General features: G+C 64.6%; 18 protein-coding genes. 13 read left to right on the forward strand and 5 right to left on the reverse strand.

Features of this window, described 5'->3' with window-relative positions; translation table 11 throughout:
• Position 1: 1 nt before the first annotated feature.
• Positions 2-643 carry a response regulator transcription factor GacA gene (gacA, locus tag AC1RMG_RS18815; protein ID WP_011061841.1) on the reverse strand — a complete coding sequence of 214 codons (642 nt, stop codon included), beginning with the start codon at positions 641-643 and terminating at the stop codon, positions 2-4.
• A 147-nt stretch (positions 644-790) separates the two neighbouring features.
• Entirely contained in the window at positions 791-1153 is a 363-nt protein-coding gene (locus tag AC1RMG_RS18820; RefSeq protein ID WP_011061842.1) for a helix-turn-helix domain-containing protein, read from the reverse strand.
• A gap of 82 nt (positions 1154-1235) precedes the next feature.
• Here AC1RMG_RS18820 and AC1RMG_RS18825 point away from each other — a divergent pair, with 82 nt between their 5' ends.
• Positions 1236-1466 carry a DNA-binding protein gene (locus tag AC1RMG_RS18825; RefSeq protein WP_011061843.1) on the forward strand — a complete coding sequence of 77 codons (231 nt, stop codon included), beginning with the start codon at positions 1236-1238 and terminating at the stop codon, positions 1464-1466.
• Between the two features lie 22 nt (positions 1467-1488).
• On the opposite strand, the gene AC1RMG_RS18830 is transcribed toward AC1RMG_RS18825, so the two are convergent.
• A complete protein-coding gene (locus AC1RMG_RS18830; RefSeq protein WP_011061844.1) occupies positions 1489-1950 on the reverse strand; it encodes a GNAT family N-acetyltransferase in 462 nt (153 codons plus the stop codon).
• Positions 1950-2705, reverse strand: a complete 756-nt coding sequence (locus AC1RMG_RS18835) for a carbon-nitrogen hydrolase family protein (protein WP_370059281.1) — start codon at positions 2703-2705, stop codon at positions 1950-1952. The genes AC1RMG_RS18830 and AC1RMG_RS18835 overlap by 1 nt, the downstream gene beginning before the upstream one ends.
• Positions 2706-3344: 639 nt before the next feature.
• Between AC1RMG_RS18835 and AC1RMG_RS18840 the strand changes: the two genes are divergently transcribed.
• From AC1RMG_RS18840 to AC1RMG_RS18895, 12 genes are all read left to right on the forward strand, one after another.
• Positions 3345-4436, forward strand: coding sequence for a 3-deoxy-7-phosphoheptulonate synthase (locus tag AC1RMG_RS18840; RefSeq protein ID WP_053159199.1), 1092 nt, complete (start codon positions 3345-3347; stop codon positions 4434-4436).
• Between the two features lie 214 nt (positions 4437-4650).
• Positions 4651-4932, forward strand: coding sequence for a peptidylprolyl isomerase (locus AC1RMG_RS18845; protein WP_007924449.1), 282 nt, complete (start codon positions 4651-4653; stop codon positions 4930-4932).
• A gap of 152 nt (positions 4933-5084) precedes the next feature.
• A complete protein-coding gene (locus tag AC1RMG_RS18850) occupies positions 5085-6947 on the forward strand; it encodes an extracellular solute-binding protein (protein WP_161467003.1) in 1863 nt (620 codons plus the stop codon).
• The gene (locus AC1RMG_RS18855) at positions 6947-8011 is read left to right on the forward strand and encodes a microcin C ABC transporter permease YejB (RefSeq protein ID WP_410036604.1); all 1065 of its coding nucleotides are present in this window, start codon (positions 6947-6949) and stop codon (positions 8009-8011) included. The genes AC1RMG_RS18850 and AC1RMG_RS18855 overlap by 1 nt, the downstream gene beginning before the upstream one ends.
• Positions 8011-9033 (forward strand): ABC transporter permease, encoded by a 1023-nt coding sequence (locus AC1RMG_RS18860; protein WP_041118786.1) that lies wholly within the window; start codon positions 8011-8013, stop codon positions 9031-9033. Before AC1RMG_RS18855 ends, AC1RMG_RS18860 begins: the two co-directional genes overlap by 1 nt.
• Positions 9034-9047: 14 nt before the next feature.
• Positions 9048-10622: an ABC transporter ATP-binding protein gene (locus AC1RMG_RS18865; RefSeq protein ID WP_493169900.1), complete on the forward strand. Its 1575-nt coding sequence runs from the start codon at positions 9048-9050 to the stop codon at positions 10620-10622.
• Between the two features lie 76 nt (positions 10623-10698).
• Positions 10699-12117, forward strand: a complete 1419-nt coding sequence (locus tag AC1RMG_RS18870; protein WP_125063056.1) for a sigma-54 interaction domain-containing protein — start codon at positions 10699-10701, stop codon at positions 12115-12117.
• Between the two features lie 284 nt (positions 12118-12401).
• The gene (locus AC1RMG_RS18875) at positions 12402-13793 is read left to right on the forward strand and encodes a GntP family permease (RefSeq protein ID WP_493169903.1); all 1392 of its coding nucleotides are present in this window, start codon (positions 12402-12404) and stop codon (positions 13791-13793) included.
• A gap of 7 nt (positions 13794-13800) precedes the next feature.
• On the forward strand, positions 13801-14574 hold the full coding sequence (gene hbdH / locus AC1RMG_RS18880; RefSeq protein WP_493169905.1) for a 3-hydroxybutyrate dehydrogenase: 774 nt from the start codon (positions 13801-13803) through the stop codon (positions 14572-14574).
• Positions 14575-14700: 126 nt separating this feature from the next.
• Positions 14701-16656, forward strand: coding sequence for an acetoacetate--CoA ligase (locus AC1RMG_RS18885; protein ID WP_493169907.1), 1956 nt, complete (start codon positions 14701-14703; stop codon positions 16654-16656).
• Between the two features lie 299 nt (positions 16657-16955).
• A complete protein-coding gene (locus AC1RMG_RS18890) occupies positions 16956-19496 on the forward strand; it encodes a hybrid sensor histidine kinase/response regulator (RefSeq protein ID WP_493169909.1) in 2541 nt (846 codons plus the stop codon).
• Between the two features lie 51 nt (positions 19497-19547).
• Entirely contained in the window at positions 19548-19823 is a 276-nt protein-coding gene (locus tag AC1RMG_RS18895; protein ID WP_011061856.1) for a peptidylprolyl isomerase, read from the forward strand.
• A 353-nt stretch (positions 19824-20176) separates the two neighbouring features.
• Here AC1RMG_RS18895 and AC1RMG_RS18900 read toward each other — a convergent pair whose 3' ends face one another.
• Positions 20177-21085, reverse strand: coding sequence for a sugar kinase (locus AC1RMG_RS18900; RefSeq protein WP_493169911.1), 909 nt, complete (start codon positions 21083-21085; stop codon positions 20177-20179).
• Between the last annotated feature and the right edge of the window lie 95 nt (positions 21086-21180).

The raw sequence follows: 21180 nt of genomic DNA on the forward strand, positions 1-21180 counted from the left end.
TTCAGAGGCTGGCATCAACCATGCCGTGACGAACCGCCAATAGCGTCAACTCGACATCGCTGCTGATCGAGAGCTTCTCGAAAATGCGATAGCGGTAGGTATTCACGGTTTTCGGCGACAGGCACAGCTTGTCGGAGATGATCTGCACCTTCTGGCAGCCGACAATCATCAGCGCAATCTGGATCTCCCGTTCCGACAGGGCGTCGAACGGTGAATCACTGGAAGGCTGGAATGACTTGAACACCAATTGCTGAGCGATCTGCGGGCTGATATAGCGCTGGCCGGCAAATACCAGGCGGATGGCCTGGACCATTTCGTTCAGACCGGCGCCCTTGGTCAGATAGCCCGCCGCGCCCGCTTGCAGCAAGCGGGTAGGAAAGGGATCTTCCTCGCAGACGGTGACCGCCACGACCTTGATGTCCGGATGACTGCGCAGCAGTTTGCGCGTGGCTTCGAGGCCGCCGATGCCTGGCATCTTGACGTCCATCAGGACCACATCGGGCTTCAGCTCCCGCGCCTTGAGCAGGGATTCTTCCCCTGACTCCGCCTGCCCGACTACTTGCAGGCCATCGATGTCAGCCAACATTCGTGTAATGCCCGTACGAACGAGATCATGGTCATCGACTACTAGCACCCTTATCAAGCAGACACCTCGCGATATGGTCTTTACAGGTTGCCCGACACCTTAGCAAAAAAGCGGCGTACAAACCTAATCACAAGCGCTATATAAAAAACATCCGGGCGCAATAACGGTCCAACCGCCGTGCGCATCGAAAGAGGCCAGCGCCCCTCACTCTCGTACCTGGGCCTTGCGCCTCTCGCCCTGGCTTGCCGAAAGCTCGGCCAGGGTACTGGTCAGGCGGCAGATAGCATCCTGATCCTCCTTGAACAGCGCCCGATAGCAATCCAGGACCTTTTCCTCGGTCTGACTCAGCCCGCCGCTCTGGATCGGGATCCGGCTGCCGGTCAGCACATACAGCACATCCACCCCTTTTGCCGCCACCCGGGACAGATAATCCGCCTTGGGTGCACGATCACCACTTTCATATTTACCCTGGGCGTTGGCTTCAACCCCGCCTATTTCACCAAAAACTTTCTGCGACAGTCCCAGGCGTTCTCGCTCCTGCCTCAACCGCGAACCGATTCCACTCATTTGGATGTATGATCCCATCTGATACACCCCAAGGGGGTGTCATACTCTTCAAGCATTGAACAAATTTGAACGGTTTTGAACTATGCCCGGTATCCGCACTGCCGCACAAGCCAAGGCCTGGCTGGAACATCAAGGTAAATCGGTTCAACAATTTGCTCGTGAACACGGGGTTGACCCGGCCACTACCTATCAGGTGCTGGCAGGCCGCAAGAAAGGCAAACGAGGGGAAGCGCACAAGGTCGCGGTGCTACTGGGAATGAAGGACGGCATCATCCTCGAGGATGCGCCCGCGATAGATCCCAACGCACAGTAAAGCCTGCGGAACGGCGTTGCGCTCAGGCGTCGCCAAGCCTTCCGGCAAGCGAATCAGACAAGCGCTCCATGCGCCAGAAGCAATCATCCTCTCCCACCACCCGCAACCCCATCCGCTCATACAGCCGCTGTGCGGGATTGCCCTTGAACACAGTCAGGCGCAACAACCCTCGGCGCTCCTGGCGGGCCAGCTCCAGCACCTGCTCCAGCGTCCAGGCACCGGCGCCCTGCCCCCGGAAAGCCTCCAGCACATGCAATTCGCGGACATACAGCGCCTGCGCATCCCGGCTCAGGCTGACAAACCCCAGCACCCGGGCACCCTGGCAGATCAGCAGGTTCCTGCGGCCGGCCCAGGCCACATCGAAGGCTTCGTCCTGCCACAGCAAGTCGTTACGAATGTAATAGCCGAGCATGGTGGAACGGGTCAGGTCGCGGGCGAACGCCAGGTCCGAATCAACCGCCGGGCGTAATGAAAAGCCGTCCATCAATGGCTCACCTCCAGCACCTGCGCCTGCCATTGCCCAGTACCACCCCGGACAATCAACAAAGCCTCGCCCACACCCTCGACGGCGCCCAGCAACCGGCCCCGGGCATCCCAGGCCGCGCTGCGTCCGGCGCAGGCCCAACCACCGCTGGGGCCGCCGTGGTTGGCCATCAGCACCAGCATCCCGTGTTCCTGGGCGTATCCCTGGAGCTGCGCGCTATCGGCAGCGTAGCCACCTTCGCTGATCAAGACCCCGGCAGCATAGATCCCGGCGCCGGCATCGGCCGCCGCCTGCACATGGCTGGCGTGGCAGAAGTCCGCGCAGACCGCCAAAGCCACGGTTTCGCCACCGATAGGCAAAGGTGCGCCGCCCCGGCCTGCGACAAAAGCGCGCTCTTCTCCTGCATGCAGGTGCTGCTTGGTGTAGACCGCCAGCGAACCGTCGCCGCCCAGCACCAGAGCGCCAATCAGCACCGGCCCGTCAACAGACAGGCGGATCGGCATCCCCACCACCGCCGTCAGTTCCAGCTCCCGGGCCAGATCCCGCAGCGGCTGCAACTGCGGTGCATCCGGCATCAGCGCCAGTTCGGCCGCCAGTTGCGGTTCGTAGCCAGTCAGCGACAGCTCGGGAAACACCAGCAACTGCACGCCCTGCGCCGCTGCCAGTTGCATCAACTGCTGATGCCGGGCCAGGTTGGCCGGTAGATCGCCCGCGATGGACACCGTTTGGGCAGCAGCGAGGGTCAGCACGGACATGAACATTCCTTGGAGGGCGAACAGGCGGGAGCAGCGAGTGTGGCATAAATCCCCTGCAGGCTTAATCCATAGCCGCCGCGTGCTGCGCCGATAGAAATTACTGATTGAATCCCGGCACCAGCCTCTAGTAAGCTCGCCCCCACTTTACGGAGAAACCCATGTTGTCCAAGACCCCTTCCCTGCACCGCCACACTGCCAGCGCACTGCGCTCGGTCGCGGCTGCCTGGGTCAACGGCACTCGGGCTCCGGCCAGCTTTTATTTTGGGTATTGGTTTAGCCACTGGCGCGCCTGATACCCAACCGGCGCCCACTTCAACGGGTCGCCTACCAGAGAAATCTCAACCCCCGGTCGGCCTCCCGACCGGGGGTTTTGTTTTTTCCGGCACTGCATTTTCAACCACGACTTTCAGCGACACACCGAACTTACTGAGGATTGCTCCATGAACTACTCCACCTATTACCGCTACGACATGTTTTGCGCCTGGCGATTTAGCAGCCTCCGCTCGGGACAGCCTGCCGCCTCCGATCGGTCACCTACCGGTGGCAATTGCACACTTATGGCCAGTACGGCCAATTGTCGAACACCCCAGTAGGGTCGCGCGCGGGACATAACCCGCCGCCCGCCCAGGAAGACCGCACATGAACTCGTCCGTATCCGCCCTGCCCCTGTCCGCCCACGTCAGCGCCAATGAAACCCTGACCCAGCGCCTGCCCAGCTCCCTGGAACTCAAGCAGCAACTGCCGCTGTCCCTGGCCTTGAACCAACAAGTCGCCGCTCACCGCCAGGCGGTGCGCGCCATCCTCGAAGGTCGCGACCCACGCCTGCTGGTAGTCGTCGGCCCCTGCTCCATCCACGACCCGCAATCGGCCCTGGAATACGCCGCCAACCTGGCCCGCCTGGCCGATGAAGTGCGCGACCAGATGCTGCTGGTGATGCGCGCCTACGTGGAAAAGCCCCGTACCACCGTCGGCTGGAAAGGCCTGGCCTACGACCCCCGCCTGGATGGCAGCGACGACATGGCCGGCGGCCTGCACCTGTCCCGTGAACTGATGCGCGAGATGCTGCGCCTGGGCCTGCCGGTTGCCACCGAACTGTTGCAGCCCATGGCCGCCGGCTACTTCGATGACCTGCTGAGCTGGGTCGCCATTGGTGCGCGCACCACCGAATCGCAGATCCACCGCGAGATGGCCAGCGGCCTGGACATGCCCGTGGGTTTCAAGAACGGCACCGACGGCGGCGTCGCTATCGCCTGTGACGCCATGCGCTCGGCGGCCCACCCGCACCGCCACTTCGGCGTCGACAGCCAGGGCCACCCGGCGGTCATCCAGACCCCAGGCAACCCCGACACTCATCTGGTGCTGCGCGGTGGCCATCGCGGGCCCAACTACGACCGCCAGAGCGTGGCCCAGGTCCAGCAGGACCTGCAGAAGCTGAAGATCCCGGCGCGGATCATGGTCGATTGCAGCCACGCCAACAGCGGCAAGGACCCGCTGCGTCAGCCGGCGGTGTTCAACGAGGTACTGGAGCAGCGCTTGCAGGGCGATACCTCGCTGATGGGGGTGATGCTGGAAAGCCACCTGTTCGAAGGCTGCCAGCCCCTGAGCGCGAACCTGCGCTACGGCGTTTCGGTGACCGACGGCTGCCTGGGCTGGGATGCCACCGAACAATTGCTGCGCAATGGCGCGCAACAACTGCGACACGCAGACAAGGCCGCAGCCGTCCCCGCCTGAGCAGCACCGCCCCCGCAGGCGCTGGCTTGCCAGCGAAGGCGTCCTCAAGAGCAGCGTCTCCTCCAAGGACCTCTTCGCCGGCAAGCCGGCCCCTACAGGACCCTCACCACTCATCCCCCGCAGGCGCCAGGCGGCAATGCCTTGAAGGAACTTTGAGAAGAAATAGCCACCTGAATCCGGTAGGCTCTCAACTTTCTTGAAAGGAGCAACATCCATGGCCAAAGCCACTGCCCGTCACATCCTGGTTGCCAGCGAAGCCAAGTGCAACGAACTCAAAGCCGAAATCGAAGCCGGCGCCGACTTTGCCGAAGTCGCGAAAAAGAACTCCACCTGCCCTTCCAGCCGTGACGGCGGCAACCTGGGCTCCTTCGGCCCAGGCCAGATGGTCAAGGAATTCGACACCGTGGTGTTCAGCGCTCCGGTAAACGTGGTGCAAGGCCCGGTGAAAACCCAGTTCGGCTACCACCTGCTGGAAGTCACCAGCCGCCAGGACTGATCCCCAAGCGCCTGCGTCTGCTCAACGGCCCGCCTTTTGGTGGGCCGTTGCGCATGGGCGCCAGGCTCTGCCCAAAGCGGATGCGGCTGGCCAGTCACGCGCCGCTAGCGTACAAATCGTGGTCATCGATCACCCGGCTCCTAAGGCTGACAATGCGACTGCTTTCCTCCACCGTGCTATTCACCGCCCTGCTGTTGGGCGCCGCGGGTGCCCAAGCCGCACCGCAACACGCCATGACCGTCTATGGCGAACCGGCCAAGTACCCCCAGGGTTTCAGCCACTTCGACTACGTCAACCCCCAGGCCCCCAAAGGCGGGACGTTGCGCCGCTCGGCCATCGAAATCGGCCGTTTCGACCACGTACTGCCCTATATCGACAAGGGCATCGGTGTCTCCCAGCTCGACGGCCTGGTCTATTCGCCCCTGGCCCAGCGCTCCCTGGACGAGCCCTACACCGTCTACGGCCTGGTGGCCGAAAAGATGGAGCGTGCCGAAGACGGCCTGTGGCTGCGCTTCTACCTCAACCCCAAGGCGCGCTTTGCCGACAACACGCCGATCACCGCCCAAGACGTGCGCTACAGCTACGACCTGCTGATGACCCAGGGCAGCATGCGCTACCGCACCCAGTTCGACGACGTCAAAGGCGTCACCGTGGAATCACCACGAGTGGTGCGCTTCGACTTCAAAAGCAACGAAAACCGCACCCTGCCCCTGGATATCGCGACCCTGCCGGTGTTCCCCGAACACTGGTGGAAGAGTCGCGACTTCGCCAATGGCGGCGGCTATGAAGCGCCCCTGGGCAGCGGCCCCTACCGCGTGGCCAAGGTCGACTCGGGCAACAGCATCACCTTCGCCCGCAACCCCGACTGGTGGGGCAAGGACCTGCCGGTGAGCCGCGGCCTGTACAACTTCGATCATTTCAGCGTCGAGTATTTCGGCGATATCGACGTCGCCCGCCAGGTGCTGCGTGGCGGCGCCTACGACTACAACCGCGAGTTTTCCGCCACCGGCTATTCCATCGGCTACGACAGCCCGGCGCTGAACGACGGCCGCCTGCAAAAGGCCCACCTGGCGCAATCGGCGCCGCAACCGGCCCAGGGCTATGTGTTCAACCTCGATCGGCCGGTGTTCCAGGACCGCCGGGTGCGCCAGGCCCTGGCCATGCTCTGGGATTTCGAATGGAGCAACCGGCAGATGATGCGCAACCTCTACATCCGCCAGCAGAGTTTCTTCTCCAACACCGCCCTGGCGGCCCGCAGCCTGCCGGATGCCGAGGAACTGAAGATCCTCGAACCGCTGCGCGGGCAGATCCCCGACGAGGTCTTCACCCAGGTTTTCGAGGCGCCGAAAACCGACGGCAGCGGCGTGATCCGCGACAAGCAACTGCAAGCCCTGGCCCTGCTGGAACAGGCCGGCTGGAAGCCCGAGGGCGACAAGCTGGTGAACGCCCAGGGCGAGCCCCTGAGCTTCACTTTCCTGATCACCCAGGGCTCCATCGAACGCCTGCTGCTGCCCTACAAGCGCAACCTGGCGCAGATCGGCATCAGCCTGAACATTCGCCGCATCGACTCCGCCCAGTACGTCAACCGCCTGATGGCCCGGGACTACGACATGATCGTCACCGGCTACCCGGTGACCACCTCGCCGGGCATGGAGCTGTACAACTACTTCGGCTCCGCCGCGGCCAACGACCCCGGTTCCAACAACTACATGGTGCTCAAGAACCCGGCCGTGGACAGCCTGGTCAATGGCCTAGTGAAGGCCACCAGCCAGCCGGAGATGCTGCGCTACGCCCATGCCCTGGACCGGGTGCTGCAATGGAACTACTACTGGATTGCCAACTACTACCCGCCCGGCACCTCCACGGTGTGGTGGAACCGCTTCGGCATCCCCAAGGTGCCGGCGAGCAACGATGAAGCCATCGAAAGCTGGTGGGAAGTCAGCAGCAGCGCGCTGACCGACGAACAAATGGCCGCCGAGCTGATCCGCCGTGGCAAACCCGGAGGGCGCCACTGATGCTGGCCTACATTCTGCGGCGCCTGCTGCTGATCATCCCGACCCTATTGATCATCCTCCTGGTGAACTTCGTCATCGTCCAGGCCGCCCCCGGCGGCCCGGTGGAACAGGCCATCGCCCGCCTGCAGGGCATCGGTGGCGGCGCCGCTGTCGGCGGCTCCGCCGACACCATGAGCAGCAACGGCTCCCGGGCCAGCCGCGGCCTGGACCCCAAGCTGATCCAGGACATCGAGAAACAGTACGGCTTCGACAAGCCGGCCCATGAACGCCTGTGGCTGATGCTCAAGAACTACGCCCAGCTGGACTTCGGCAAGAGCTTCTTTCGCGGCGCCACGGTCACCGACCTGATCCTGGAAAAGATGCCGGTGACCATTTCCCTGGGGCTCTGGGCGACCCTGATCACCTACCTGGTGTCGATCCCCCTGGGGATCCGCAAGGCGGTGCACCACGGCAGCCATTTCGACATCTGGAGCAGCACCGCGATCATCATCGGCTACGCCATGCCGGCCTTCCTGTTCGCCATGTTCCTGATCGTGCTGTTCGCCGGCGGCACCTCGCTGAACTGGTTCCCGGTGCGCGGCCTGGTCTCGGACAACTTCGAGCAGTTGAGCACCCTGGGCAAGGTCGCCGACTACTTCTGGCACCTGGTACTGCCGGTCAGCTCCCTGGTGATCGGCGGCTTCGCCACCCTGACCATCCTCACCAAGAACTCCTTCCTCAACGAGATCACCCGCCAGTACGTGGTCACCGCCCGGGCCAAGGGCCTGAGCGAGCGCCGGGTGCTGTATGGGCATGTGTTCCGCAACGCCATGCTGCTGGTGGTATCGGGCATTCCCCAGGCCTTTATCAGCGTGTTCTTCGCCGGCTCCCTGCTGATCGAGGTGATCTTCTCCCTCGACGGCCTGGGGCGCATGAGCTATGAGGCCGCGGTGTCCAGGGACTACCCGGTGGTGTTCGGCTCGCTGTTCATCTTCACCCTGTTCGGCCTCTTGATAAAACTCATCGGCGACCTGTGCTACACCCTGGTCGACCCGCGCATCGACTTCGCCGCGAGGAACGCCTGATGCTCACGCTTTCTCCTCTGGCGCGCCGGCGCTTCGACCGTTTCAAGAAAAACCGCCGCGGCTGGTGGTCGCTGTGGCTGTTCATCGGCCTGTTCATCCTGACCCTGGGCGGCGAGCTGATCGCCAACGACAAGCCGCTGGTGGTCAGCTACCAGGGCTCGCTGTATTTCCCGGTGCTCAAGCGCTACACCGAGCAGGAATTCGGCGGCCAGTTGCCGTTCCAGGCCGACTACCGCAGCGACTACGTGCAGCAGCTGATCCGCAAGGACGGTGGCTGGCTGCTGTTCCCGCCGGTGCCCTTCAGCGAAGACACCCCCAACTACGACCTGACCCAGCCGGCCCCCAGCCCGCCGAGCAAGGTCAACTGGCTGGGCACTGACGACCAGGCCCGGGATGTGCTGGCACGGGTGATCTACGGCGCCCGGGTGTCAATCCTGTTCGCCCTGGCCCTGACCGCCATCAGCGCCCTGATCGGCATCGCCGCCGGCGCCCTGCAGGGCTACTACGGCGGCTGGGTCGACCTGCTGGGCCAGCGCTTGCTGGAGGTCTGGTCCGGGTTGCCGGTGCTCTACCTGCTGATCATCCTCTCGGGCTTTGTCGAGCCGAACTTCTGGTGGCTGCTGGGGATCATGGCGCTGTTTTCCTGGCTGGCCCTGGTGGACGTGGTGCGCGCCGAGTTCCTGCGCGGGCGCAACCTGGAGTACGTCAAGGCTGCCCGGGCCCTGGGGCTGAGCGACCGCAAGGTGATCCTGCGGCACATCCTGCCCAACGCCATGAACGCCACCCTGAGCTACCTGCCGTTCATTCTCACAGGGGCCATCTCGACCCTCACCGCCCTGGACTTCCTCGGCTTCGGCATGCCCGCCGGCAGCGCCTCCCTGGGCGAATTGATCGGCCAGGGCAAGCAGAACCTGCAGGCGCCGTGGCTCGGGCTGACGGCGTTTTTCACCCTGGCGCTGATCCTCTCGCTGCTGGTGTTCATCGGCGAGGCGTTGCGCGACGCCTTTGATCCTCGATCTTGAAGCGGACTGTAGAAATGACTGAAAACCTGATCGAAATCCGCCAGCTCAACGTCGCCTTCGGCGAGCAGACCGTGGTTCGCGACCTGAGCCTGGACATCCGCCCCGGCGAATGCCTGGCCCTGGTGGGGGAATCCGGCTCGGGCAAGTCGGTGACCGCCCATTCGATCCTGCAATTGCTGCCGCAGACCGGCTGCAGCGCCACCGGCAGCGTGCGCTATCGCGGCCAGGAACTGATCGGTGCCAGCCCGGCGACCCTGCAACAGCTGCGGGGCAACCGCATCGCCATGATCTTCCAGGAGCCCATGACCTCCCTCAACCCGCTGCACAGCGTAGAAAAACAGATCGGCGAAACCCTGCTGCTGCATCGCGGCCTGGGGGGCAAGGAGGCCCAGGCGCGGATCCTCGAACTGCTGGAGCTGGTGGGCATCCAGAAGCCCCGGGAACGGCTCAAGGCCTACCCGCACCAGCTCTCCGGCGGCCAGCGCCAGCGGGTGATGATCGCCATGGCCCTGGCCTGCGAACCGGAACTGCTGATTGCCGACGAACCCACCACCGCCCTGGACGTGACCGTGCAGCGCAAGATCCTGCTGCTGCTCAAATCCCTGCAACAGCGCCTGGGCATGTCCCTGCTGCTGATCAGCCACGACCTCAACCTGGTGCGGCGCATCGCCCAGCGGGTGTGCGTGATGAAAGCCGGGGAAATCGTCGAGCAGGCCGACTGCGACACCCTGTTCAACGCGCCAAGGCATCCCTACAGCTGCGAACTGTTGCACGCCGAACCCGAAGGCGAGCCGCTGTGCCGCGACAGCCGGGAAACCGTGCTGGAGGTGGACCACCTGCGCGTCGAATTCCAGATCGGCGGCGGCCTGTTCCGGCGCAAGGAGTACCTGCGGGCAGTGGACGGCATCAGCCTCAGCGTGCAGCAAGGCAAGACCCTGGGGATTGTCGGCGAATCCGGCTCGGGCAAATCCACCCTCGGCCAGGCAATCCTGCGGCTGCTGGATTCCCAGGGCGGCATCCGCTTCCAGGGCCAGGCCCTGGACGGCCTCAACCAGAAGCAACTGCGCCCCTGGCGCAAACAGATGCAGGTGGTATTCCAGGACCCCTTCGGCAGCCTCAGCCCACGCATGTCGGTGGCGCAGATCATCAGCGAAGGCCTGGAAGTGCACAGCCAGTACGATGCCCGCCAGTGCGACGAACAGGTCATCCGCGCCCTGGAGGAAGTCGGCCTCGACCCCGACAGCCGCCACCGCTACCCCCACGAGTTCTCCGGCGGCCAGCGCCAGCGCATCGCCATCGCCCGGGCCCTGGTGCTGAAGCCGGCGCTGATTTTGCTGGACGAACCCACCTCGGCCCTGGACCGCACCGTGCAGAAGCAAGTGGTGGCCCTGCTGCGTCAGCTGCAGGAAAAGTACGGCCTGACCTACCTGTTCATCAGCCATGACCTGGCGGTGGTGCGAGCCCTGGCCCACGACATGATCGTGATCAAGGACGGCAAGGTGGTTGAGCGCGGCGCCAGCCACGACGTATTCGAAGCCCCACAGCATCCCTACACCCAGGAACTGCTGGCTGCCGCCCATCCCGGCTGACCCAAGGGCCTCTTCGCCGGCAAGCCGGCTCCTACAAATCGGGCATAATCCCTGCGCCCATTTCCAGGATGCCGCCATGAACGACAGCGAAAGCCTCAAGGACTACCAGCGTGTGCGCCAACTGGCGATCCGCTCGCTGTTCGAGATCATCGAGCAATCCAGCGAAGGCACGGTGATCGTCGACCGCGACGCCAATATCGTCTGGATGAACGAGCGTTATGCCCGGCGCTTCGGCCTGGAATCGGCAGCCTTCGCCATCGGCAAGCCCTGTGAAAGCGTGATCCCCGGCAGCCTGCTGCGGGAGGTGGTGCGCACCGGCCGCCCCATCCTGCTGGACATGCAGGACACCCCCAAGGAACCCCTGGTGGTGATGCGCCTGCCGATCCACGACGACGCCGGCACGGTGATCGGCGCCATCGGTTTTGCCCTGTTCGACGAACTGCGCAGCCTGTCGCCGATGCTCAAGCGCTACCTGAGCATGCAGGAAGAACTGGCCTCTACCCGCTCCCTGCTGCGGGCCCGGCAGACCAAATACAACTTCGCTCACTTCATCGGCACCAGTGCCGCCAGCCTGGAGGTCAAGCGCCGCGCCCGACGCGGGGCCAGCGCCGAGTCGCCGATCCTGCTGCAAGGCGAAACCGGTACCGGCAAGGAGCTGCTGGCCCAGGCCATCCACGCCGCCTCGCCACGAGCGCACAAGCCCTTTGTCAGCATCAACAGCGCGGCCATTCCCGAGGCCCTGCTGGAGGCGGAATTCTTTGGCACCGCCCCTGGCGCCTTTACCGGCGCCGACCGCAAGGGCCGCCCGGGCAAGTTGCAGATCGCCCAGGGCGGCAGCCTGTTCCTCGATGAAATCGGCGACATGCCGCTGCCCCTGCAAAGCAAGCTGCTGCGGGTGCTGCAGGAAAAAGAGTTCGAGCCGGTGGGCTCCAACGAGGTGATCCACAGCGATGTGCGGATCATCGCCGCCACCTCCACGGACCTTGAGGCGGCGATCAAGCGCGGCGAGTTTCGCGCCGACCTGTACTACCGGTTGAATGTGCTGCCGATCCAGGTGCCAGCCTTGCGCGAACGCCTGGACGACCTGCCAGCCCTGAGCGAAGGGATTCTCGAAGAACTGCGCAGCCAGCATGAACTGGACCGCGATGCCCTGGCCCTGCTGGCGCAACATGCCTGGCCGGGGAACATCCGCGAGTTGCGCAACGTCCTGGAACGAGCGGCGCTGCTCAGCGACGACCTGATACTCAACGCCTCGGATATTCGCGCGGCGATTGGCAGCTTCAGCCCGGTGCAGCGTAACGAAGCCCTGGTGCCGGGCGATTCGCCAAACCAGGAAACCTTCGCCGCGGCCCGAGAGCGTTTCGACCGGCAACTGATCGGCGCCACCCTGGCCCAATGTGCCGGCAAGGTGGACGAAGCGGCCCGGCGCCTGGGGCTGGGGCGCTCCACGCTGTACAAGAAGATGGCGGCCCTGGGGATTGCCGAGTCTCAATAAAGAGACACAAATCTCAGTTTGAAGAACCTACCGCGCACTGCGCGCTTTTCGCTGGCAAGCCAGCTCCTACGTCGGCTTGCACAATCTCTGTAGGAGCTGGCTTGCCAGCGAAGAGGCCGGTAAACCCAAAAAATTCTCCAAACAGAGACAATCAACGTCAATTCGCCCCCAGAAAAATAAAAATATCTATATATTTCAATAGCTTAATTAGATGGCACAGTTCTCGCTATAACGCTCTCCACACGCAACACCCGACAACAATAACAATCCTGGAGAGACACACCATGAGTGTGATCATTGCCTTGGCAGCCCTGGCGCTGCTGATGCTCGCTGCCTACCGTGGCTACAGCGTCATCCTCTTTGCCCCCATCGCCGCCCTCGGCGCGGTGCTGCTCACCGACCCGTCCGCCGTGGCGCCCGCCTTCACCGGCGTGTTCATGGAGAAGATGGTCGGCTTCATCAAGTTGTATTTCCCGGTGTTCCTGCTGGGCGCGGTGTTCGGCAAGCTGATCGAGCTGTCGGGCTTTTCCCGCTCCATCGTCGCGGCCGCCATCCGCCTGCTGGGCACCCGCCAGGCCATGCTGGTGATCGTACTGGTCTGCGCGCTGCTGACCTACGGCGGGGTCTCGCTGTTCGTGGTGGTGTTCGCGGTCTACCCCTTTGCCGCCGAGATGTTCCGCCAGAGCAACATCCCCAAGCGCCTGATCCCGGCGACCATCGCCCTGGGGGCATTTTCCTTCACCATGGACGCCCTGCCCGGCACCCCGCAGATCCAGAACATCATCCCCAGCACCTTCTTCAATACCACCGCCTGGGCCGCGCCCTGGCTGGGGGTGATCGGCACCATCTTTGTGTTCTGCGCCGGCATGCTGTTCCTCCAGCGCCAGCGCAACAAGGCGCAGAAGGCCAGTGAAGGCTACGGCACCGAGCTGCGCAACGAGCCGGAAACCGCCGAAGACCTGGAGCTGCCCAACCCCTGGCTGGCGCTGTCGCCGCTGCTGCTGGTGGGCATCATGAACCTGCTGTTCACCCACTGGATTCCCCAGTGGTACGGCAAGACCCACAGCCTCAGCCTGCCGGGCATGGCGGCGCCGGTAACCAGCGAAATCGCCAAGCTGACCGCCATCTGGGCGGTGCAGGCGGCGTTGCTGGTAGGCATCCTGATGGTGCTGGTGTTCGGTTTCTCGGCGATTCGCAGCAAGCTCGCCGAGGGCAGCAAGAGCGCGGTCAGCGGCGCCCTGCTGGCGGCCATGAACACCGCCTCGGAATACGGCTTCGGTGCGGTGATCGCTTCCCTGCCGGGCTTCCTGGTGCTGGCCGACTGGCTCAAAAGCATCCCCAACCCGCTGGTCAACGAAGCCATTACCGTGACCCTGCTGGCGGGCATCACAGGTTCGGCCTCGGGCGGCATGAGCATCGCCCTGGCGGCCATGTCCGAAAGCTTCATCAGCGCCGCCCACGCTGCCAACATTCCCCTGGAAGTGCTGCACCGGGTGGCCGCCATGGCCAGCGGCGGCATGGACACCCTGCCCCACAACGGCGCGGTGATCACCCTGCTGGCGGTCACCGGGCTGACCCATCGCGAGGCCTACAAGGACATTTTCTGCATTACCCTGATCAAGACCCTGGCGGTCTTCGTCGTCATCGCCACTTTCTACGCCACCGGCATTGTGTGAGGTATTCATGACCACTCTTTCTGGCAAGACCGCCCTGGTCACCGGCTCCACCAGCGGCATCGGCCTGGGCATCGCCCTGGTGCTGGCCAAGGCCGGGGCCAAACTGATTCTCAACGGTTTTGGCGATGCCTCGAAGGCGATCGCCGAGGTCGCACAATTCGGCGGCCAGGTCGGCCATCACCCGGCGGATGTCAGCGACCCTGCGCAGATCGCCGAAATGTTCGCCTACGCCGAACGGGAGTTCGGCGGCGTCGACATCCTGGTCAACAACGCCGGCATCCAGCATGTGGCGGCGGTGGAGGAGTTCCCCGTGGAGCGCTGGGATTCGATCATCGCCATCAACCTGTCGTCGGTGTTCCACAGCACCCGCCTGGGGCTGCCGGGGATGCGCGCCAAGGGCTGGGGGCGGATCGTCAACATCGCCTCGGTGCACGGCCAGGTGGGCTCGGTGGGCAAGGCCGCCTATGTGGCGGCCAAGCACGGGGTGATCGGCCTGACCAAGGTGGTAGGCCTGGAAACCGCCACCAGCAACGTCACCTGCAACGCCATCTGCCCGGGCTGGGTGCTGACCCCGCTGGTGCAGAAGCAGATCGATGATCGCGTCGCGGCCGGCACCGCCCCGCAACAGGCCCAGCATGATCTGCTGGCGGAAAAGCAACCGTCCCTGGCGTTCGTCACCCCGTCGCAACTGGGGGAACTGGTGCTATTTTTGTGCAGCGAAGCCGGCGCCCAGGTGCGCGGCGCGGCGTGGAACATCGATGGCGGGTGGCTGGCGCAATGACGCGCGTCTCTGGCTGACGTCTTCGCCGGCAAGCCGGCTCCTACACGGCTGTGCTGGCCTGTGTAGGAGCTGGCTTGCCAGCGAACAGCTCCCCCTAAAAACAACAATAAGAACACGAGGCCTTGCATGTCCGACCTACTCTGGCAACCCAGCGCCGAGCGCATCGGCAAGACGCGGATGGATGCCTTTCGCCGCTTCGTCAATCAGCGCCACGGCCTGAATATTCACGACTACCCCGCCCTGCACCAGTGGAGCATCGACCAGCGAGAAAGCTTCTGGCAGGCCATCGTCGACTTCTTCGAGGTCAGCTTCCACCAGCCTGCTGAATGCGTGCTCCGCGAAGGCCCGCAGATGCCCAGCGCCCAATGGTTTCCCGGCGCCACCCTGAACTTCGCCGAGCACCTGCTCAAGCGTCGGGATGACAGCGTCGCGGTGGTGGCGATCAACGAAAACGGCCAGCGCGAACAATTGACCCACGCCGAACTGGCGGCCCAGGTCGCCGGCCTGCAACGCAGCCTGCGGGACGCTGGAGTCGGCCTCGGTGACCGGGTTGCCGCTTGCATGCCCAACACCTGGCAGACCCTGGTGGGCATGCTCGCCAGCACCAGCCTCGGGGCCGTGTGGTCCAGCTGCTCGCCGGATTTCGGCACCCAGGGGGTGGTCGACCGCTTCGGCCAGATCGAGCCCAAGGTGCTGATCACCTGCGCCGGCTACCGCTACGCCGGCAAGGACATCGACCAGACGGCCAAGGTCAACCAGATCCTCGAGCGCCTGCCGTCCCTGGAGCAGTTGCTGATCGTGCCCTACGCCCGCTCGCAGGCCCGGGCCGAGGACTATCGCACCCCCGCCAGCGTCAGCCTGTGGGACGACTTCTACCGCCCCGGCGGCGAGCCCGAATTCACCCCGGTGCCCTTCGCCCATCCGCTGTACATCCTCTATTCCAGCGGCACCACCGGAGTGCCCAAGTGCATCGTCCACGGCACCGGCGGGGTGCTGCTGCAACACCTCAAGGAGCACGGCCTGCACGCTGACCTGGGCCCCGGCGAGCGCCTGTTCTACTACACCACCTGCGGCTGGATGATGTGGAACTGGCTGGTCTCGGCCCTGGCCACCGGGGCCAGCCTGGTGCTCTACGATGGCTCGCCGTTCCATCCCGGCAACGAGCACCTGATGGACCTGATCGACCGCGAAGCCATCAGCGTCTTCGGCACCAGCCCCAAGTACCTGGCAGCTCTGGAAAAGGCCGGCAGCCGGCCGCGCCAGAGCCACCGCCTGGAGAGCCTGAAGACCCTGCTGTGCACCGGCTCGCCGCTGTCGCCGCAGAGCTACGACTACGTGTACCGCGAGATCAAGAGCGAGCTGTGCCTGGCCTCGATGTCCGGCGGCACCGATATCGTCGCCTGCTTCGTCGCCGGCAATCCGATACAACCGGTGCGCCGCGGCGAGATGCAAGGCAAGGGCCTGGGCATGGCCATCGAAGTGTGGAACGACCAGGGCCAGCCGGTGATCGGCGAGAAAGGCGAGCTGGTGTGCACCCGGCACTTCCCCAGCATTCCCGTGGGCCTGTGGCACGACCCGGACCAGAGCAAGCTCAAGGCCTCGTACTTCAGCCTGTTTCCCGGCGTCTGGGCCCAGGGCGACTACGCCGAACAACTGGCCGAGGGTGGCTGGCTGATCCATGGGCGTTCGGACGCCGTGCTCAACCCCGGCGGGGTGCGTATCGGCACCGCGGAAATCTACCGCCAGGTGGAAAAGCTGGAGCAGGTCCTGGAAAGCCTGGCCATCGGCCAGAGCTGGGAGCAGGACGTGCGGGTGGTGCTGTTCGTGCGCCTGCAAGACGGCGTGGAGCTCGATGAAGCCTTGCAGGAACACATTCGCCAGGTGATTCGCAGCAACACCACGCCGCGCCATGTGCCGGCGAAGATCCTCGCGGTCACGGACATTCCCCGCACCATCAGCGGCAAGATCGTCGAACTGGCGGTGCGCAACGTGGTGCACGGCCTGCCGGTGAAGAACACCGACGCCCTGGCCAACCCCGAGGCCCTGGAACAGTTTCGCGACCGCGAGGAACTGCGCAGCTGACCCCTCCCCTTGCAGGAGCCGGCTTGCCGGCGAAGGCGTCGCCCAGGTCGGCGCGCTAGGCAATGGCCACTTCGCTGGCAAGCCGGCTCCTACTGGCTACCGCATCCCCAACGCATCACTCTGATAACCGTTCAGCCCCTCTAGACTGGTCATCCGCCGCAAAAGCGGGTGAAAATGTGCGCGCCGAAAACGCCTACAATCCATCCGTTTGAATATGCACCGCATGTCCATGCGACTTTTCGAGTGCGCGAGCCTGTGGCGTCGCCGCGTAATACCGCACCACCCAGGACACCTTCGACATGAATGGCCCCCACTCCGGCAGCGAAGCCGCCAACCTGATTGCCCGCCTGGACTGGTCGGCCACTCCCCTCGGAGAATCCGGCCACTGGCCCCAGAGCCTGCGCACCGCCGTGGACATCGTGATCCATTCGCCGATGCCGATGCTGCTGCTGTGGGGCGCCGAGCTGACGCAGATCTACAACGACGGCTTCGCCCTGCTGGCGGGCAACAAGCACCCCAGTGCCTTCGGCCACCCGGCGCACCTGACCTGGCCGGAACTGATGGACTTCACCGACCCGATCTACCGCGCCGTGCTCAACGGCCAGGTGCGCACCTTCAGCGAACAGCGCTTCAGCCTGCAACGCACCAACGGCAGCGAATACGACCTGTGGCTGGACCTGACCTACAGCCCGATCCGCAACGAACGCGGCGACGTCGCCGGAATCCTGGTCACCGCCATCGAGACCAACGAGCGCCGGCGCATCGCCCTGGAACTGCAGCAGCGCTCCGACGACAGCCTGCGCGCCCAACACGAGACCGAAGAGCGCCTGCAACTGGCCCTGGCGGCCACCGACGCGGTAGGCACCTGGGATTGGGACATCGGCGAAGACCGCTTCATCGCCGACGCGCATTTCGCCCAGTTGCACAGCGTCGATCCGCAGCAGTCCCGGCAACTGCCCATCAGCGAATACCTCAAGGGCGTGCACCCGGAGGACCGCGGCATGGTGGCCCGGGGCATCAAGCATTGCATCACCCACGGCACCGAATATGCCGAGGAGTACCGCCTGCAACTGGCCGACGGCCAGCTGCGCTGGGTGTTCGCCCGAGGCCGCTGCTACAAGGACCACCATGGCCGGCCGACGCGTTTTCTCGGCGCGGCCCTGGACCTCACCGAACGCAAGCAGATGGAACAGGCGCTGCGCCAGAGCCAGACCGAGCTGCAACTGATCATCAATGCCATGCCCGTGCTGATCGGCTATGTCGACCACGAGGAACGCTTTCGCCTGAACAACAGCGCCTACCTGGACTGGTACGGCCTGACCCCGCAGGAACTGTACGGCAAGAGCATCCGCGAGGTAGTCGGCGACGAGATCTACGCCACTCGCGCCGAGAACATCAAGGCCGCACTGGCCGGCAAGCCGTGCAGCTTCGAGGCCAACTCGCCGCACCGCGACGGCCGGCCGCGCCATGCCCTGATGAAGTACCTGCCGCGTTACGGCGCCGACGGCGCGATCAATGGTTTCTACATCTTTGTCATCGACGAAACCGAGCGCCGGCAGACCGAAGAAGCCCTGCGCAATCTCAACGAAACCCTGGAGGAACGGGTCAACCAGCGGACCGAGGCCCTGGCCACTGCCAACCAGCGCCTGCAGAACGAAATGTTCGAGCGCGAACGCGCCGAAGATGCCCTGCGCCATGCGCAGAAGATGGAAGCCGTGGGCCAGCTCACCGGCGGCATCGCCCACGACTTCAACAACATGCTCACCGGCATCATCGGCAGCCTGGACCTGATGCAGCGCTATATCGACAACGGCCGCGGCGCCGAGATCGGCCGCTTCACCGAAGCGGCCATGTCCTCGGCCAAACGCGCGGCGTCCCTGACCCACCGCCTGCTGGCGTTCTCCCGGCGCCAGTCCCTGGACCGCCAGCCCCTGGACCCCAACCAGCTGGTGCGCTCGCTGCAAGAGCTGTTCAACCACACCAAGGGCGAGCACATCGAGCTGCAGATGCAATTGGCGGACGGTGTGTGGCCGGTGAACACCGACGCCAGCCAGTTGGAAAATGCCCTGCTCAACCTGGTGATCAACGCCCGCGACGCCATGCCCGACGGCGGCAGGCTGCTGATCGAAACCGCCAACAGCTACCTCGACGGCAGCGACATCAGCACCCTGGAACCGGTCAAGGCCGGCGACTACGTGATGCTCGGCGTCAGCGACAACGGCGCCGGCATGAGCCCGCGGATCCTGGCCAAGGCCTTCGATCCGTTCTTCACCACCAAGCCCATCGGCCAGGGCACGGGCCTGGGGCTGTCGATGATCTACGGCTTCGCCCAGCAGTCCGGCGGCCACGTGACCATCAGCAGCGAACCGGACCAGGGCACCTGCGTGCGCCTGTACCTGCCAAGGCTGTTCGCCGCACCACTGGACAGCGCCGAACCCGCCACCCTCAACCAGGCGCCCCAGGCCATCGCCGGGGAAACCGTGGTGGTGGTGGAAGACGACCCGGCAGTGCGCATGCTGGTGCTCAATGTCCTCGCCGAACTGGGCTACCGCGCCTTCGAGGCCGAAGATGCGCGCAGCGCCCTGCCCTTGCTGGAATCGCCGATGCGCGTCGACCTGCTGGTGACCGATGTCGGCCTGCCGGGCATGAACGGCCGGCAACTGGCGGAGATCGCCCGCCAGCAGCGGCCCGGGCTCAAGGTGCTGTTCATGACCGGCTACGCGGAAAAGGCGGCCGAGCGCCAGGGCTTCCTGGAGCCGGGCATGGACCTGATGGCCAAGCCGTTTTCCATTGAGGAAATGGCCCAGAAGATTCGTCAGATGATCGGCCACGCGCCCTGAATTCAGGCATAATCCGCGGCCGCCGATTTCCCGCTACAAGGTCACCCGCCCATGAAAGCCCAAGCCCGCCACATCCTGGTGAAAACCGCCGAAGAGGCTGAACAGCTCAAGCAGCGCATCGCCAAGGGTGAAGCCTTCGACGTACTGGCGAAGAAATACTCCACCTGCCCGTCCGGCAAGCGCGGCGGCGACCTGGGGGAAGTGCGCCCGGGGCAGATGGTCGGTGCCATCGACCAGGTCATTTTCAAGAAGCCCCTGCGCACCGTGCATGGCCCGATCAAGAGCAAGTTCGGCTATCACCTGGTGCAGGTCTTCTTCCGCGACTGACCCCGAGCCCTGTAGGAGCTGGCTTGCCAGCGAAGGTGCCCGCAAGGTCAACGCACGGTTCAATGGCCTCTTCGCGGGCAAGCCGGCTCCTACAACCTCCACCTGCCCTGTAGGAGCTGGCTTGCCAGCGAAGGCGCACGCAAGGTCAACGCACGGTTCAATGGCCTCTTCGCCGGCAAGCCGGCTCCTACAACCTCTCCCTGCCCTGTAGGAGCTGGCTTGCCAGCGAAGGCGCACGCAAGGTCATCGCCCGGTTCAATGGCCTCTTCGCCGGCAAGCCGGCTCCTACAACCTCCACCTGCCCTGTAGAAGCTGGCTTGCCAGCGAAGGCGCCCGCTAGGTCAACGCACGGTTCAATGGCGGGGTATCAGGGCGCCGGGATGCTGGATGACCTGGCTCGCCAGCCGGTGCCCGGCCTCTGCCGCTTGCACCGGGCTGCCGCCCAGCAGGCGCCGGGCCAGATAGGCTGCGCTGAACGAATCCCCGGCCGCCGTGGTGTCCACTACCTGCTCCACCCGCTGGGCCGGCACCTCGAAAGCACCACCCGCCACGCGAATCAGGCAGGGCTCGGCGCCCCGCTTGAGCACCACTTCCGGAGTGCCCTGATACGCCGCGAACACCGCTTCGGCATCCGCATAGGCAAACAGCGCTTGCTCATCCTCCAGGGTCAGCAATGCCAGATCCACCTGGGGCAATACTTCGCGGTACGCCGCCCGGGCCTGTTCGACCGACGTCCACAGGCGCGGCCGGTAGTTGTTGTCGAAGACTATCAGCGCCTGGCGCTGGCGCGCCTCGGCCAGGGTCTGCAACAACTTCCCGCGCCCCACCTCCCCCAGCACCGCCAGGGTGATGCCGCTGAAATACAGCACATCGTAATGCTTCAGCGCTTCGAGGATCGGCCCGGCCGCCGCCGTGGTGAAACAGTCGCGCACTGCCGCCTCGTTGCGCCAGTAGAGAAAGCGCCGCTCGCCCCGGGCGTCAGTCTGGATGCAATACAGCCCAGGCAGGCGCCCCGGCAAGCGCTGCACCCGCTCCAGGCCGATGCCCTCCGCCGCCCACCCCTGGCACATGGCATCACTGAAGCTGTCATCGCCCAGTGCGGTGACGTAATCCACCCGCCCGGCCTCGCCCATTTCCCGCGCGAGGTACACCGCGGCGTTCAGGGTGTCGCCGCCAAAGCTCTGTTGCAGGCTGCCGTCATGATGCTGCTGTAGCTCGATCATGCATTCGCCAATGGCCGCGATGCGTTTCTTCCTGTCCATGTTCCTGACCTCCCCTCAAAGCACATTCCACCGGGTAGGAGCTGGCTTGCCAGCGAAGGCGCCCGCAAGGCCTGCACCTCACCCAAAGGCCTCTT

This window comes from Pseudomonas sp. GW822-FHT04H02 (assembly GCF_058800645.1).